The organism is Flavobacterium sp. WC2421 (assembly GCF_040822115.1).
GTDB lineage: Bacteria > Bacteroidota > Bacteroidia > Flavobacteriales > Flavobacteriaceae > Flavobacterium.
In genome coordinates, this window is sequence record NZ_CP162004.1 from 1,497,639 (window position 1) to 1,513,578 (window position 15,940).

Sequence of the window (15,940 nt, forward strand, 5' to 3'; positions counted from 1 at the left end):
ATTATTAAAGTACAATTAAAAAAAAATGAAAAAAAGAACCACTTTAATCTTGTTGATGATTTCTTTTATAGGGATTGCACAACAATCAATTGATCAAAAAGTAAATGCATTGCTAAAGCAAATGACATTGGAGGAAAAAATTGGGCAACTCAATCAATATACTGGTAATAACCAGGCAACCGGACCTATAACGATTAATCTAAATAAGGAAACAGAAATTAAGCAGGGTTTAATAGGTTCGATGTTGAATGTTTTAGGAACTCAATATACGCGACAATATCAAGAATTGGCGATGCAATCCCGTCTTAAAATCCCTTTGTTATTTGGACAGGATGTTATTCATGGATACAAAACTACGTTTCCAATTCCTTTGGCCGAAGCGGCTAGTTGGGACTTAGATGCTATGGAACTTTCGGCAAGAATTGCAGCAACTGAAGCGGCTGCAAGCGGAATCCATTGGACATTTGCTCCAATGGTTGATATTGCTCGTGACCCACGCTGGGGACGTGTAATGGAAGGCGCTGGCGAGGATACGTATCTTGGTTCAAGAATTGCTGCTGCCAGAGTTAAAGGTTTTCAAGGGAAGCTAGGGGATGTGAATTCAGTTATGGCTTGTGTAAAACATTTTGCTGCTTATGGCGCAGCTGTTGGAGGGAGAGATTATAATTCGGTTGATTTGAGTGAGAGAATGTTATGGGAAACCTACTTGCCTCCATTTAAAGCAGCGTTAGATGCTGGTGCAGCAACTTTTATGAATTCATTTAATGATCTTAATGGGATTCCAGCTACTGGTAATAAATATTTACAAAGAGATATTTTAAAAGGAAAATGGAATTTTCAAGGTTTTGTTGTTTCTGACTGGGGTTCTATTGGAGAAATGGTCAATCACGGTTACGTAAAAGATAATAAGGAAGCCGCATTGGCTGCAATTACTGCAGGAAGTGATATGGATATGGAAAGTAATGCTTACCGCTATCATTTAGCTGAATTGGTGAAAGAAAACAAAGTGCCAATTGCTTTGATTAACGATGCAGTAAAAAGAATTTTGCGTAAAAAATTCGAATTGGGTTTATTTGATGATCCATATAAATACTGTAATCCTGAAAGGGAGCAAGCAGCATTAAATAATCCAGAACATAGAAAGGCAGCAAGAGAAGTTGCGGCAAAAAGTATCGTTTTATTAAAAAATGACAATGCTATTTTACCACTTTCAAAATCGATTAAGACGATTGCTTTCATAGGCCCATTAGTTAAAGAACACAAACAGAATATGGGATTTTGGGCTGTTGAATTGCCTGATTTGGATTATGATAAACAAGTAGTTTCTCAATGGGAAGGATTGCAAAATAAAGTTAGTAAAAACACTCAGTTGCTTTACGCCAAAGGATGCGAGACAACTGGAGATACTAAAGAAGGCTTTGCTGAAGCAGTTGCGGTAGCCAATCAAGCGGATGTTGTTGTTTTAAGTGTTGGTGAAAGTTGGAATATGAGCGGAGAAGCTAAAAGCCGTAGTAATATTCATTTGCCAGGAGTTCAAGAAGAACTAATAAAAGTCATTCAGGCAACTGGAAAGCCAGTTGTAGTTTTAATCAATGCTGGAAGACCACTGATTTTTAATGATACTGCTGATACTGTCCCTGCTATTCTTTATACATGGTGGTTAGGTACTGAAGCAGGAAATGCGATTGCTGATGTTTTATTTGGAGACTACAATCCTTCGGGAAAATTACCAATGTCTTTTCCAAGAGAAGAGGGACAAATTCCAATTTACTACAATCATTTTAATACAGGAAGGCCAGCTCCAAATGATACAGCAACAAATTATGTTTCGGCTTATACTGATTTGAAAAATAGTCCTAGATTTCCGTTTGGGTATGGATTGAGTTATACCACTTTTGAGTATTCTGATTTGAAATTATCTCAGAATAAAATAAAAAGCAATGAAACAATTGAAGTTTCGGTAACCATAACTAATTCAGGAAAAATAGCTGGAGAAGAAGTAGTTCAATTGTATTTAAGAGATAAAGTGGGTTCAGTGGTAAGACCAATTATTGAACTGAAAGATTTTCAAAAATTAAAATTAAATGCGGGAGAAAGTAAAACAATCCAGTTTCATATTGACAAAGAGAAATTGTCTTTTTACAATGCAGCATTACATTGGATAACTGAACCTGGTGATTTTGATTTGATGATTGGTTCGTCTTCGGCAGATATCCGTTTGAGAGATAGTTTTGAATTAACGAATTGATTTTAGAATAAAATGAGCAATTTAAAAAATGCATTGTTGTTATTTATAATGCCATTTATGGTTTTTGCACAAACTAAAAAAGATACTATAAGGGTATTTTATTTGGGCGGCCAGTCCAATATGCAGGGTTTTGGTTATGTGAAAGAGCTTCCAGATTCTTTAAATAAATCAAATAAAAATGTTTTTATTTATCAAGGAAACCCTGTTGGGGATAATGATGTAGCTGGAGGTTTGGGAAAATGGGATTTTTTAAAGCCAGGTCATGGAACAGGATTTGCATCAGATGGAAAGAACAATATGCTTTCGGATCGATTTGGTATTGAGCTTTCGTTTGCCAAAAAACTACAAGAATTATATCCATATCAAAAACTTGCAATTATAAAATATGCTAGAAATGGATCTTCTATTGATAGTAGTGGGACTGCTTATTTTGGTTCTTGGGAACCTGATTTTAGAAGCGGAAAAGGAATCAATCAATACGATTATTTTCTCAAAACAGTTAATAACGCTATGGCCATGAAAGATATAAACGGTGATGGAGTCGAAGATATTTTGATTCCAAGCGGTATCATCTGGATGCAAGGAGAAAGTGATGCCGATAAATCGGAACTAATTGCCAATCAATATTATTCGAATTTAAAAAGGTTGATGGAGTTGATGCGAGCCGCTTTTAGAAATAATGATTTGCCTATAGTAATTGGAAAAATATCGGATTCTGGTGATGATGTCGATGGAAAAATTTGGGCTTATGGCGAATTAGTTCAATATGGACAAGAAAAATTTGCAGCAATGGAACCCCATGTAAGCATTGTACGAACTACAAGTACTTATAAATATACAGACAAATACCACTACAAAAGTGATGGATATATTGATTTAGGAAAAGAATTTGCAAAATCAATTTTCCTTTTGAATAAATAAGAAAACATCTAATTGTAAAGGAGCAACTTTAATTTGAAAAATATTTTAAAACAGAAAAGCCGATAGTTTCTAATAGAAAACTATCGGCTTTTTAAGTAAGGCGTATAACTTATTTTAATATTTTGTTTTTTAGCCACAACCTTGTTGGTTCATCATAAAGCTTTAGACAGGCATAAGCAACAATAATACTTGTAACCAAAGTTAATATGCTGTAAGGATACGCTTCGCTAATTTTAATTTTTGTGTCAGCAACCCATCCAGTGTAAATATAAATAAAGGCATAATGCGTGATGTAAATTGGATAGGATATATCACCCAAAAATTTGCAAATACGAGCTGCATTTTTACCTTTTATTTCACCACTAGCTCCTAAATAAACAATTAAGGGAAATAGAATAATGATACTTAAAGAGTCATAAAGGCCATTTTGCCATAAGTTTTCACCACCCCCAATTCGTGGCATTGCTAAAACAAAAACAATTAACAGACTAGACCAGAAGAACGCATTTTTAATAGTTGTAATTTTCACTAGTCGGTGCAGTAAAATCCCACCAAAGAAGGGAAACATTAAGCGGGAGAGTCCTATATGAATTTGTGTAGAATCAATTGCCCAGCCACCAATAACATCACCAGTTTCACTAGTAACTGCAAGGTGAATTAATGCACATCCAGATAGGAATACAAGTATGGAAAGTGCTGTTTTTGAAAATTTCCTTACAAAAAGGGCATAAAGAATATTACCTATATATTCATAAAATAAGGACCAGCCTGGGCCATTAAGAGGATGCATTTCGGTCCAACCTCTTATGTCTAAAGAAGGAGGGACTGGTATTAATGTAAACCCTATAATCATAACTAGAATCATTTTCCAAATAGGCACCTCATGAATTGTTGGCCACAAAATAGAATCTTGAAAATAAAAACAAATGGCCCCGATAATCATTCCCATAATGACCATAGGTTGAAGTCTCACCAGTCTACGTTTGAAAAAATCACCAATAGACATTTTTTCCCAACGATCATCATAAGCATAGCTAATAACAAATCCAGAAAGTAAGAAGAAAAAATCTACAGCAAGGTAGCCATGATTTATTATTTGATCCAGATGGCTTGTAGCGTGTGCTTCAAAAATATGAAATGCAACAACCATAATAGCTGCTACACCTCGTAAACCGTCTAGAATGGGGTAGTGGGGTTTTGAATGTAATGCGTTTGTTTTCATCGGTTTATTAATGTGGTTTTTTTAAAATGGTTAGTTTTGTAGTTGTTGTGTAATTTTGACGCAATGTACACGTTTTTTTTATTTGCATTCCTTTTTTTGATAATTTTTCTGTTTTCAGAATGATGCTTTTAGTTAATTTTGTAAGAATTATATTTATTATAATTTAAAATAATCCCATATTCTTAAATATTTACAGTATTTGAGCTTATTTAATAGATTGTGAACTTTGAAAATAATACTTTCTTCTATTTTCTTAAATAAAAAAAACTAAATTGCGAAGATCGAAGAGATGAAAGTGTAATTATCAGAAAAAGAGTTTAATGTTAAAAAATATTTTAGATAACAAGGAAAGATACCAACCAGGCTTATCAATTGATTGTGTCATTTTTGGGTTTCATGATAACCAGCTTAAAGTGTTGCTAATAAAAACCAAGTATAGTAACAAATGGTCTTTGCCAGGAGGATTTGTCCCTGTAGATCAAGATATTGATCAGGCTGCAGTAACAGTTTTACACGATAGGACTGGATTGGAAGGTATATTTTTGAGGCAGTTTTCAACTTTTGGAAAAGTCAAAAGGAATAATTCGGATTTTAGTCAAGAGGTTTTAAATTTTCATTCTATTCCAATAGAAGAAGGGGAATGGTATTCTAACCGTTTTGTAACTGTAGGCTATTATGCTTTAGTTGATTTTTTTAAAACAATGCCCAATCCAGAAGGGAAAAACGGAATTGTAGAATGGATTGATCATAATGCTGTTCCTGATTTGATTATTGATCATAAAGAAATTTTAGATAAAGCATTAGAAACACTGCGGGTAGAATTGAATTTAATGCCAGTAGGGTATAATTTACTTCCTGAAAAATTCACGATTCCAGAATTGCAAAAATTGTATGAAACTATCCTTGGTAGAACGCTTGATAGAAGGAATTTTCTTCGTAAAATAACTGCGATAGGAATTTTGATAAAATTAGATGAAAAGAAAAGTAATGTTGCTCATAAAGCGCCCAATTTATATAGTTTTGATAAACATAAATATGAAGAAGTGGTTAAAAATGGACTGACTCAAGGCTGGTAATTTTGTAACAATTTAGTTCTAAGGAAAGAATTTACTAACTATTTTATTAGGTCATTTTTCTTTATTTTTGAGACACATCTCTTTTTATTTAATAATAAATATTTATAATTTAAAAATCATGCAACAGGCTGAAAAGTTATCAAAATTGAATTTTTTTTTGAAAGAAGTGAAAATTAATGACACTAATTTTCATCTTAGATTGGGAGCAAATTTTCCAATTATAAATGATTTATTTCAAAAACTATATTCGGATAGCCCCAATAAAGAGGAAGCGTTTCAATTGCTAATGCAGTCTTTAGTTAAAAATTTTGAAAATCGATCTGATTTTCAAAAGAAACGAGATTTGAACCGTGTATCTAATCCCAATTGGTATTCAAGTGAAAAAATCGTTGGAATGATGTTATATGTTGATCTTTTCAATATTGATTTCAATGGGCTAAAAGCAAAAATCCCTTATTTTCTTGATTTGGGTATTAATACGGTGCATTTAATGCCTTTTTTGGATGTTCCAGAATTTGAAAATGACGGTGGATACGCTGTGCGAAATTATCGCGAAGTGAATCCTAAGTTTGGTTCTATGGATGATTTTGAAGCTTTGGTTACTGAGTTTCAAAAAAACGATATGAATCTAGTCATGGATTTAGTGCTGAATCATTGTGCTGATGAACATGAATGGGCTATAGAAGGCCGTAAAGGGAATCCAAAATATAAAGATTTTTTCTATTTCTTTCCAGATAGAACTTTGCCTAACGCTTATGAAAAGTCGATGGTTGAGATTTTTCCAGATACCGCTCCAGGAAACTTTACTTATTTGCCTGAAAATGATAAATGGGTGATGACTTTGTTTTATGGCTACCAATGGGATTTGAATTATAAGAATCCAATGGTTTTGGCTGAAATGATTGATATTATGTTGTTTTGGGCCAATAAAGGTATCGATATTTTTCGTTTTGATGCAGTTGCATTTATGTGGAAGGAAATTGGTAAATTCAACCAAAATTTACCCGAAGGACATTTATTATTGCAACTTTTTAAATTGTGTGGGCAAATTGTTTCCCCAGGTGTAGCTTATATAGCTGAAGCGATTGTAGCTCCAGATGAGATTATAAAATATTTTGGACAAGGATTATCACAAGGGGATGAATGTGATATCGCTTATAACGCTAATTTCATGGCTTTAAGTTGGGAAGCAATGGCTACTCGCAATACAAATTTGCTTAAAAAATCAATGAGAGCGGTTCCTACAAAACCTAGAAATACAACTTGGATCAATTATGCAAGATGTCACGATGATATAGGATTTGGTTTTGATGATAAATTAGTGACTGAATTAGGGCTTAATAGCCTACAGCACCGATTGTATATCTTGAAACATTATTGTGATGGATTTAATGGGAGTTTTGCTTTAGGGCAGCGATTTATGATTGAGCATGAAACGGGTAATGCTCGAATTTCGGGATCCATGGCTGCTTTATGTGGTTTAGAAAAAGCATTAATTGAAAATAATGTGAAAGAAATTCAAATTGCCATAAAGAGAATTAATTTGCAACATGCCGTTATTTTGTCTTTAGGAGGATTACCAATGATTTATAGTGGTGATGAGGTAGGTTTGCCTAATAATTATGATTATTTAAATGATGAAAGTAAAAAGTATGATAATCGCTGGCTCCATCGTTCTAAAATGAATTGGAGTTTGGTCGAAAATATAGAAGATTCTCCATCGGCACAAGCTCAGGTCTACAAACAGTTAAAGCAATTAATTAGAATTAGGAAACAAACTCCAGCTTTCGCAGATAACAATGATTTGCAATATATCGATTATGAAAACAGTCATTTGTTAATATATAAAAAAACAGATTCTCAAGGGAAAGAAGTATATGTTATCTCGAATTTCTCAGACTATGATACTTTTTTTAATAGTAACGTGTTTGAAAATTTAAAAAGCACAAAATTATTTAATTTACTTACTGGAGAGGATTTTGATATTCAAGAAATTAATTTCATCAGTGCGTATGATATTTTGTGGCTGAAAAAATAAGTTAAATTAAACCTGTAAAAAAACTCCATTATTTCTAATGGAGTTTTTTGTGATCGATGATCGGTTACAATCGAACACTTGATAGTAATATTGGCACTTTTCGATATTTATAATAGTAATTATGCTTTGAGGATTTACAGTTATCTTGGTATCGAATAAAAATGGTAAGCATTGGAATGGAAAGCGTAAACTTCAGCCCGCTTACATGGGAGTATCTCAGCATTCACCTTGCTTTTCGAATGAAATATTTTAATAGTGAAATAGTTAATTTGAATTTATTTTTTTGAATTGCAACGGACTAAGACCGACTTCTTTTTTAAAAAGTCTTGAAAAATAAGACATATTATCAAATCCAAGAGAATAAGCAATTTCAGACACTGTTTTGTCGTCAATTATCAGAAGGTTTTTTGCTTCAGATATTAAAAATAAATGAATATGCTCTAAAGCCGTTTTTCCGCTTTCCTGTTTAAGTAAATCGCTTAGATAGCGCGGACTTAAATGCAATAGTTCTGCAAGTTGATTAACCGATGGAAGACCCTTATCGAGTTGTCCGTTATTTACATATTGAGCAAGAATTTCATTAAATTTAGTTACCGTTTTACCGGAAATTTCAAAGCGGTTTATAAATTGACGCTTGTAAAATCGCTGTGCATATTTTAATAATGTACTAATATTAGAAAGTATAATTTCTCGACTATATTCGTCTTGGTTATTATAATATTCGTTTTCTATTTTATGAAAAATATCCCAGGCTATTTTTTCTTCCTGAGGAGAAAGATGTAGCGCTTCGTTAGTTTCATAATCAAAATAATTATAAGTAGAGAGTTCGTTGCGAAGCGGTTTACCATTAATAAAATCTTCATGAAAGAAAATTAGAAATCCATCTTCGTCGAATTCAAGGTTTTTCATTTCTATAACCTGTCTTGGTTTTACAAACATCATAGAACCACGTTCATGATCATATTTTGTACGTCCATACATGACAACTCCGGCTTTTAGTTTTTTGAACCCAATCATATAAAAATCACTTGTAAATTCGCGGTCACCTAAAGAACACTTGTCTTTACAACGATAAATACTTATTAACGGATGTTCTGGTTTTGAAAAACCATTTTCACGATGCAATTCTGCCAGATTTTTATAATGTTTCATCTTTTCAGTATTTAAGACAGTACAATCTACAGAATTTAATCTGATAGATTGTACTAATTTTAATTTTTAATGACCGTGTGCATTTGCAGAAACTTCTTTCCATTCTTCAAATTCAGCAAGACGTTCCGCATAAACCTTTTTAACGGCAGGATAAGCTACTTTTCCTAAAAGGAAATGTAAAGGTGGTTTTTCACTATCTATCAATGCCAAAACTGCTGTGGCTGTTGTTTCGGGATTTCCCCAGCCATCTGGAACTGGTGCTTCAAAGAAAGCTTTTTTAAGTGGAGCATAAGTTTCAGTAGGTTCAGTCTGAAAAGCTGAAGCACCGGACCAATCTGTTGCAAAACCATTTGGTTCTATTAAACTCACTTTAACCCCAAATTCTGTAAGTTCAGTAGCCAATGTTTCAGTCAGACCGTTAACGGCATATTTTGATGCGTTGTAAAGTCCTAAAACCGGTAAAGTTACCAATCCTAAAAAGCTTGAAACCTGAATTACGTGACCACTTTTTTGCTCACGAAAAATAGGCGTTATAGCTTGGGTAACCCAAAGTACACCAAAAAAGTTAGTCTCCATTTGAGCACGCGCTTGTTCTTCTGTTGTTTCTTCAATTGCACCAAACAATCCAAAACCTGCGTTGTTTATAACTACATCTATACGATTAAAATGATCTTTTGCTTTTTGTACTGCTGTAAAGCATGCTGCACGATCATTAACATCGAGTTGAATAGGAAAAATGGCATCGCCAAATTCAGCTACAAGTTCTTTTAGATTTTCTAAATTTCTTGCAGTTGCTGCTACTTTATCGCCACGTTGTAAGAGAGCTTTTGCCCAAATTTTACCAAAACCTCTTGAGGCTCCTGTAATCAAAATTATTTTTGACATGATTAATTATATTAAAATTATATCAACAAAGTTACATAGACTGTGCATGAAGGATTTTCACAAAAGTGGGAATTACTGGTACATTTTAACGGAGTTAAAAGTCTAATTCGATATGCTGCGTGTACTCTTGAATTTGATAAATAAGCAATTTCAAAATCGCTTAAAACTGGTCTTCTCAATATGTTTCCAGATCTGGATTCTGGAATATGGGAGGTTTCTGCCAGAATTTTGTTCGAATGATAATTGGTTTCTTTTTGGATAATTTCCTTAGTCAAATTCAGCATATGGCTGTGCTACTTCTGGAAGAAAGATTCCAGTGTTTCGCATGTTTTCTGAAATCGTAAGAAATAAGTCGTATTAAAAAGCTCAAAAACCAGCTTGGGCTTCGAAAATAGAATCGATTATTAATGATGAAAACTGGGGAAATTTGTATTTGAACAAACTAGCAAATGAGTTAGGCTTGTATCTTGTTTATTTATCAAGAAAATTTCCAGAGTATTTTAATGTGGACTTCGCAGATTATATTCGTGAAAAAAAGCTAGAACAAGGGAAGTTTATTTCATTAAAATAAATCGATTACTAATTCAGCTATTTCACATCAATGCGGATTTTCGGATGAAAGCCATTTTTCGAGATATTTATAGCAAAGTTCAAAATGACGCCAAAGCAATTCCAAAAAACAGTTCAAAAAGATAAGAATATGCCATTAGGTTTGCAATCTGCTATTTTAAGTTTTTTAAATTCTATATTTTTGTTTTCACATAAAACGATATCAGTATGTATAATTTCAAAAATGATTATTCAGAAGGTGCTCATCCTTCTATTTTAAATACGCTTTTAGCAACTAATATGGTGCAACAAATAGGTTATGGAGAAGATGATTATTCAGCTCAAGCAAAAACTATTTTAAGAAATAAAATGAGTAATGCTAATGCAATTATCTATTTTGTGTCTGGAGGGACGCAAACTAATCTTCTTGTTATTACTACCTTGCTACGATCACATGAAGCGGTTATTAGTGCAAAAACTGGGCATATTTATGCTAATGAAACTGGAGCTATAGAGGCAACAGGGCATAGAGTAATTACTGTTGAGACACAAGATGGGAAACTTAGACCATTAGATATTAAAAAAGTGTTGCAAGATCATTTATTAAGACCACACGTTGTAAAACCAAAAATGGTTTATATCTCTAATTCAACCGAAATAGGTACGATTTATAATAAAGAAGAATTGCAAGAGCTATCTGAATGTTGCAGATCAGAAGAGTTGCATCTTTTTTTAGACGGGGCAAGATTAGGACATGCACTAATGGCTGAAAACAATGATTTGACTTTGTCTGATATTTCAGCACTTACCGATGTGTTTTATATTGGGGGAACAAAAAATGGAGCTTTGCTTGGTGAAGCAATTGTGTTTAATACTGTAAAACTAGCAACAGATTTTGATTATTTATTGAAACAAAAAGGGGCGCTATTGGCAAAAGGAAGAGTGCTGGGGATACAGTTTCTGGAGTTATTCAAAGAGGACTTGTATTTTACTTTAGCAAAATATGCTAATGCTATGGCAATGAAAATTGCAGATGCAATTAAAGATAAAGGATATTCTTTTTTAACAAATTCTACTACAAACCAAATATTTCCTATTTTACCCAAAAATATAATTGAAAAATTAAGTCAAAAATATGCGTTTTATGTGTGGAAAGATATTGATGAAAATACATCTGCTATACGTTTAATTACATCATGGGCAACAGACGAGAATAAAGTGAATGAGTTGATTGATGATTTAAAGAAACTATAAATTTAAACTCAATAGTAGGGAATGATTTTGGTGAATTGCTCAAAAAATTTCTAAACATAAAAAAAACCTCTAAAATCAAAAGACTTTAGAGGTTTCAAAGTTATGGTGGGCGATGAGGGGTTCGAACCCCCGACCCCCTCGGTGTAAACGAGGTGCTCTGAACCAGCTGAGCTAATCGCCCTAACACAATTTGTAAATTTTACATTTCCTTATTGCGAGTGCAAATATAGACTAGTTTTTCGCTTACGCAAAACATTTATATGAATATTTTTTTATTTTTTTTATTTGATTTATATCTTGTTGAATTTTAATTTGTTGGGATTTTAAAAACGAAATAAAAAAACTCCATTTGATCAAAGATAAGTGGAGTTTTAAAAATTTCTAGGAATTATTTGGAAAGTGTAGGCTCATTATGGTACAAATAATCGCCATGTATTCCAGTAAAGGCCTTGTTTAATTCAGCAAAGAATGCTTTTCGATCTTCTTCTTTTGGCCATGCGAGTTGAATTAACTCATTTTGTTTGTCGTTAGCTTTTTCTAAATCAGATAAGGAATCGTATAAATAGGCTTCCAAGAAGTCTCTGCTATCAGATCCCCAGGAATGACGATGTGGGTAGTATGCTTTTATATAGGGGTTGTTCAGTGTTATTTTTTCGTTGAATTCTTTTAACCCTTTTCCCTGTCCATTCAATGACATTTGAGATTTTCTAATATATACAATCATGGGTTCTTTGGAAGTAGTTTTAAGGTCTTTGCTTCCAGCAGCTACTGTAGTGTATATTTCATCTGAATGCATTGGGCCATAATAACTAGTGTATTTGTCAAAAAAGGCCTTTCTTGCTTTCTCATCAGGCCATCCTTTTTTAATCAAGTCATTTGATACGTCATTGGCTTTTTCTATATCTTCCCATGTTTTGAATACTGAGACGAGTAAAACTTCGGAGCTATTTTCAGTATAATAATGGTTTAATAGTTCGGAACCTATTATTAAATCATTCTTACTAGTTACTTTGTCAAAGTACTCCTGTTCTGTTTGCTTCCAATCTTTTCGGTCAGTATCTAAGTTTCGATGCAATGTGGTTACCGTAACGAATACTGGTTTTGGGTCTTCTTGAGCATGTAGTTTGATACTCAATAGGAGCGTTAAAATTAACATTCCTAATACTAAATTTCTGCTTTTTTTCATGATAATTTTGTATTAAATGATTAATTACTAAAAACGAGTATTAAATTTAACACATTAACAGTCAGAAACTTATCTTTTTTTAAAATATTTTTTAACACAAAAATAGCTTTGTAATCTATATCCCTTTGTTTAAAGGTAATTCGGCAACTACAAAAGTGCTTCCGCCGATATAAATAAAATCATTTTTTGTAGCATTATTCCTAACGGATGCGTATGCATCTGATACAGAGCGGTATGTATTTCCTGTTAGATTGAATTTTTTAGCTGTAGTTTGTAAGATTTCGGCATCTAATCCACGGGGAATGTTGGGTTTACAAAAGTAGTAAATAGCGTCAATTGGGAATAAAGGTAGAATTTCATTCAAATCCTTGTCATTTACTAAACCAAGGACAATATGTAATTTCTCAAATGTTTCTTTTTCTATTTGATGTAGTACAATAGATAAACCTTCTTTATTGTGAGCGGTATCACAAATGATTTTAGGGGAACTTCCTAATTGTTGCCATCTGCCTTGAAGTCCAGTATTTTTAACAACGTTCAATAATCCGTTTTCAATATTAACTTGGGTAAGACTAAATTCATTTTGCGTATTTAGAATACTGATCGTTTGAAGAACTGTTTTTTTATTGAATTCTTGATAGTCACCAATTAAATCAGATGGGAATGTTTTTGAAATTAAGTCCGAAGCAAAATAAATTTCAGAATTACATTCTGTAGCCTTTTTAATAAAGACTTCTTTTGTTTCAGGAGTATATTCTCCAATAACCACTGGAATTTCAGGTTTGATAATTCCTGCTTTTTCAAAGGCTACTGCTTCTAGCGTATTTCCTAAAAACTGCGTGTGATCTAATCCTATATTGGTAATTACGGATAGTAATGGGGTAATGATATTGGTTGCGTCGAGTCTTCCGCCCATTCCTACTTCGATAATGGCAATATCTACTTTTTCTTTCGAAAAATAATCAAATGCAAGACCAACACTCATTTCAAAAAAGCTGATTTCATTGGACTCAAAAAATGATTTATTTGTATTGATAAATTCGCAGACGAATTCTTCTGAAATATCTATTCCATTAATTTTTATGCGTTCTCTAAAATCTTTTAAGTGCGGGGAGGTGTATAGCCCTACTTTGTAACCAGCCTCTTGTAAGATGGAGGAAAGCATGTGTGAAGTAGATCCTTTTCCATTAGTGCCTGCTACATGAATACATTTTAAATTTTTATGCGGATTAGCAAGATGATTAATCAGGAGGTGTGTGTTTGTTAGATCTTTTTTATAGGCCGATGCACCCTGAAGTTGATACATAGGAAGTTGATTGAACATCCATTCTGTAGTTTCTTGATAATTCATTTTATTGCAAAGTTTAGAAAATTGAGTTCAATTTTCAAATAAATATTATTCTCCTAATTTGAAGTTCACAGTGATGAAACCTATTTGTGTTTCGGGAGCATTTGAGTCAGGTTGCCATTTGTATTTTCTAGCTGTCGCTAATGCGGGTTCTACAAGACAAGGGTTTGTGTTTGTTGTTCCTTTGGTATATTTTGCAGCAACGACATTTCCGTTTCGATTAACAGTTATTTGAACGACAACTGTTCCAAATTCATTACATTTTTGTACTTCTTTACCTCTAGAACTAATACTTCTTCCATTTAAACCCCATCCGCTACCATTTCCTGTTCCTGTTCCAGAACCGTAGTAGCTGTTGGCATAAGGATCTCCGTTTAAGCTTCCTTTGTCGCCTGCTACATTGTCATTTCCTTCTCCTCCTTTGGCTTTTCCATCGGATTTAGGGCCGTTTATTAAACTAGATAGGGCATCTGAAGTACTTTTTGAGGGTTTTGGATTTTCTTTTGGTTTTGGTTTTACCTCTTCGGTTGCAACTTGTTTAGTGGGTTGCGCTTTTTTAACCTGTTTGATAACAACTGCTTCTTCAATATCTTGAGCTAGTATTTCGTCTTCACTAGATGCAGCCTGCTTGGCAGCTGTAGGTTGTGGTGCTGATTGAATGGCTTCGGTAGGTTGAATGTCTCCAGACCCAAACTCTGAGGTTCCAAAATTGATTGCTATTCCATTTTCTGGTGGTGGATCTAAAGAGGTTAGTCCTAAATAAAAAAACAAGATGAACATTAACACAAAAAGAACTGATGTGATAACGAATGACTTTTTTTCTTCTTCTGTTTCTAAATATTTCATGTAGAATAGATCTGTTTTTTTTTTGAAATGCAAATAAAATTATTTTGGCCTAACAGCCAAAACTACTTTGATTTGGTTTCTGTTTGCAATATCCAAAACGTTTACGGCTTTTTCGATTGGCACTCCTTCTTCAGCTCTTAGAATAATAGCTTTGGTTTTATCAGCAGAAAATAATGCTAATAATTTTGATTCTAATTCAGTTTCGGAAACAGGTTCTTTATCAATAAAAAACTCTAATTTTTTATTGATACTTACGGCAATATTTTTATTACTATCCGTTTTTCCTTTTGCTTTTGGTAGTACTAAATCTAAAGCATTAGTGGTTACCATGGTGGATGTTAGCATAAAGAAAATAAGTAATAAGAACACAATATCAGTCATAGATGACATATTGAATTCGGCACTTACTTTATTTCGTCCTCTTAAATTCATAAGTAGATTTTATTTTTTTTATTAAAATGCTTAGTTTTAAGCAGGATCGTTTAATAAATCCAAAAAGTCAACCGCATTTGCCTCCATTTGGTGAACAATTTTATCCGTTTTTACTACTAGGTGGTTGTACCCTACAAAAGCAATAATTCCAACAACTAAACCAACTACAGTTGTTGTCATGGCAGTATAGATACCTTCAGAAAGTGCACCAACTTCAATTTGACCTCCAGCTGTTGCCATTTTATGAAATGCTTGAATCATACCTACAACGGTTCCTAAGAAACCAGTCATTGGACCTGCTCCAGAAATAGTTGCTAGCATACTTACGTTTTTTTCAAGCTTGTAAATTTCTAGTTTTCCGGCGTTTTCTATTGCAGTATTGATGTCATCAAGAGGTTTTCCAATTCTTGAAATTCCTTTTTCAATTAATCGTGCAACAGGAGATTTAGAATGGGCACAAGCTATTTTAGCATTGTCAATGCGACCATTTTTAATATTTTCTTTAACTTGACCCATGAAATTCACATCGATTTTTGATGCTGCATTGATAGCCATTAAGCGTTCGAAATAAAGGTATAGCGCTACAAAAAACATTAGGAATAAAGAGGTCATAATGATCTGACCAGCTAATCCTCCGCTAGTTATTAATTCAATTATAGATAAAGTTTTTTCTACAGGAACCGTTTCGGCTAAACTTTCACGAGCAACAGATAAGGTATCTGCTTGTAACAATATGTTCATAAAATTTTCTTTATTATGGAAACGCTAATATATTATAAAAAT

At 33.2% G+C, this 15,940-nt stretch carries 13 protein-coding genes and 1 tRNA gene; 5 read left to right on the forward strand and 9 right to left on the reverse strand.

Features of this window, described 5'->3' with window-relative positions; genetic code table 11:
• Positions 1-25: 25 nt before the first annotated feature.
• Entirely contained in the window at positions 26-2,248 is a 2,223-nt protein-coding gene (bglX, locus tag AB3G33_RS06280) for a beta-glucosidase BglX (RefSeq protein WP_367773457.1), read from the forward strand.
• A 12-nt stretch (positions 2,249-2,260) separates the two neighbouring features.
• The gene (locus AB3G33_RS06285; RefSeq protein ID WP_367773459.1) at positions 2,261-3,169 is read left to right on the forward strand and encodes a sialate O-acetylesterase; all 909 of its coding nucleotides are present in this window, start codon (positions 2,261-2,263) and stop codon (positions 3,167-3,169) included.
• A gap of 109 nt (positions 3,170-3,278) precedes the next feature.
• Here AB3G33_RS06285 and AB3G33_RS06290 read toward each other — a convergent pair whose 3' ends face one another.
• Positions 3,279-4,391, reverse strand: coding sequence for an acyltransferase family protein (locus AB3G33_RS06290; RefSeq protein WP_367773461.1), 1,113 nt, complete (start codon positions 4,389-4,391; stop codon positions 3,279-3,281).
• A 320-nt stretch (positions 4,392-4,711) separates the two neighbouring features.
• Here AB3G33_RS06290 and AB3G33_RS06295 point away from each other — a divergent pair, with 320 nt between their 5' ends.
• Entirely contained in the window at positions 4,712-5,467 is a 756-nt protein-coding gene (locus AB3G33_RS06295; protein WP_367773463.1) for an NUDIX domain-containing protein, read from the forward strand.
• Positions 5,468-5,633: 166 nt separating this feature from the next.
• The gene (locus AB3G33_RS06300; protein WP_367774103.1) at positions 5,634-7,505 is read left to right on the forward strand and encodes an alpha-amylase family protein; all 1,872 of its coding nucleotides are present in this window, start codon (positions 5,634-5,636) and stop codon (positions 7,503-7,505) included.
• Between the two features lie 264 nt (positions 7,506-7,769).
• Here AB3G33_RS06300 and AB3G33_RS06305 read toward each other — a convergent pair whose 3' ends face one another.
• Together AB3G33_RS06305 and AB3G33_RS06310 are read right to left on the reverse strand one after the other, a co-directional pair.
• Complete coding sequence (locus tag AB3G33_RS06305; RefSeq protein WP_367773466.1) at positions 7,770-8,657, reverse strand: helix-turn-helix domain-containing protein; 888 nt, start codon at positions 8,655-8,657, stop codon at positions 7,770-7,772.
• 66 nt (positions 8,658-8,723) lie between these two features.
• The gene (locus tag AB3G33_RS06310; RefSeq protein WP_367773468.1) at positions 8,724-9,542 is read right to left on the reverse strand and encodes an SDR family NAD(P)-dependent oxidoreductase; all 819 of its coding nucleotides are present in this window, start codon (positions 9,540-9,542) and stop codon (positions 8,724-8,726) included.
• Between the two features lie 777 nt (positions 9,543-10,319).
• Here AB3G33_RS06310 and AB3G33_RS06315 point away from each other — a divergent pair.
• The gene (locus tag AB3G33_RS06315; protein ID WP_367773470.1) at positions 10,320-11,345 is read left to right on the forward strand and encodes a low specificity L-threonine aldolase; all 1,026 of its coding nucleotides are present in this window, start codon (positions 10,320-10,322) and stop codon (positions 11,343-11,345) included.
• A gap of 103 nt (positions 11,346-11,448) precedes the next feature.
• Here AB3G33_RS06315 and AB3G33_RS06320 read toward each other — a convergent pair.
• From AB3G33_RS06320 to AB3G33_RS06345, 6 genes are all read right to left on the reverse strand, one after another.
• Positions 11,449-11,526, reverse strand: a tRNA-Val gene (locus AB3G33_RS06320).
• Positions 11,527-11,733: 207 nt separating this feature from the next.
• The gene (locus AB3G33_RS06325) at positions 11,734-12,531 is read right to left on the reverse strand and encodes a hypothetical protein (protein WP_367773472.1); all 798 of its coding nucleotides are present in this window, start codon (positions 12,529-12,531) and stop codon (positions 11,734-11,736) included.
• A gap of 115 nt (positions 12,532-12,646) precedes the next feature.
• Positions 12,647-13,882: a folylpolyglutamate synthase/dihydrofolate synthase family protein gene (locus AB3G33_RS06330; protein WP_367773474.1), complete on the reverse strand. Its 1,236-nt coding sequence runs from the start codon at positions 13,880-13,882 to the stop codon at positions 12,647-12,649.
• A 45-nt stretch (positions 13,883-13,927) separates the two neighbouring features.
• Positions 13,928-14,725, reverse strand: a complete 798-nt coding sequence (locus tag AB3G33_RS06335) for an energy transducer TonB (RefSeq protein ID WP_367773476.1) — start codon at positions 14,723-14,725, stop codon at positions 13,928-13,930.
• A 39-nt stretch (positions 14,726-14,764) separates the two neighbouring features.
• Complete coding sequence (locus tag AB3G33_RS06340; RefSeq protein ID WP_367757099.1) at positions 14,765-15,157, reverse strand: ExbD/TolR family protein; 393 nt, start codon at positions 15,155-15,157, stop codon at positions 14,765-14,767.
• Positions 15,158-15,193: 36 nt separating this feature from the next.
• The gene (locus tag AB3G33_RS06345) at positions 15,194-15,898 is read right to left on the reverse strand and encodes a MotA/TolQ/ExbB proton channel family protein (RefSeq protein WP_367757101.1); all 705 of its coding nucleotides are present in this window, start codon (positions 15,896-15,898) and stop codon (positions 15,194-15,196) included.
• Positions 15,899-15,940 lie beyond the last annotated feature (42 nt).

Excerpts from the sequence above, each read along its gene's own strand:
- bglX (WP_367773457.1), top strand. The coding sequence starts at position 26 with ATGAAAAAAAGAACCACTTTAATCTTGTTGATGATTTCTTTTATAGGG.
- AB3G33_RS06285 (WP_367773459.1), top strand. The coding sequence starts at position 2,261 with ATGAGCAATTTAAAAAATGCATTGTTGTTATTTATAATGCCATTTATG.
- AB3G33_RS06290 (WP_367773461.1), bottom strand. The coding sequence starts at position 4,391 with ATGAAAACAAACGCATTACATTCAAAACCCCACTACCCCATTCTAGAC.
- AB3G33_RS06295 (WP_367773463.1), top strand. The coding sequence starts at position 4,712 with ATGTTAAAAAATATTTTAGATAACAAGGAAAGATACCAACCAGGCTTA.
- AB3G33_RS06305 (WP_367773466.1), bottom strand. The coding sequence starts at position 8,657 with ATGAAACATTATAAAAATCTGGCAGAATTGCATCGTGAAAATGGTTTT.
- AB3G33_RS06310 (WP_367773468.1), bottom strand. The coding sequence starts at position 9,542 with ATGTCAAAAATAATTTTGATTACAGGAGCCTCAAGAGGTTTTGGTAAA.
- AB3G33_RS06315 (WP_367773470.1), top strand. The coding sequence starts at position 10,320 with ATGTATAATTTCAAAAATGATTATTCAGAAGGTGCTCATCCTTCTATT.
- AB3G33_RS06325 (WP_367773472.1), bottom strand. The coding sequence starts at position 12,531 with ATGAAAAAAAGCAGAAATTTAGTATTAGGAATGTTAATTTTAACGCTC.
- AB3G33_RS06330 (WP_367773474.1), bottom strand. The coding sequence starts at position 13,882 with ATGAATTATCAAGAAACTACAGAATGGATGTTCAATCAACTTCCTATG.
- AB3G33_RS06335 (WP_367773476.1), bottom strand. The coding sequence starts at position 14,725 with ATGAAATATTTAGAAACAGAAGAAGAAAAAAAGTCATTCGTTATCACA.
- AB3G33_RS06340 (WP_367757099.1), bottom strand. The coding sequence starts at position 15,157 with ATGAATTTAAGAGGACGAAATAAAGTAAGTGCCGAATTCAATATGTCA.
- AB3G33_RS06345 (WP_367757101.1), bottom strand. The coding sequence starts at position 15,898 with ATGAACATATTGTTACAAGCAGATACCTTATCTGTTGCTCGTGAAAGT.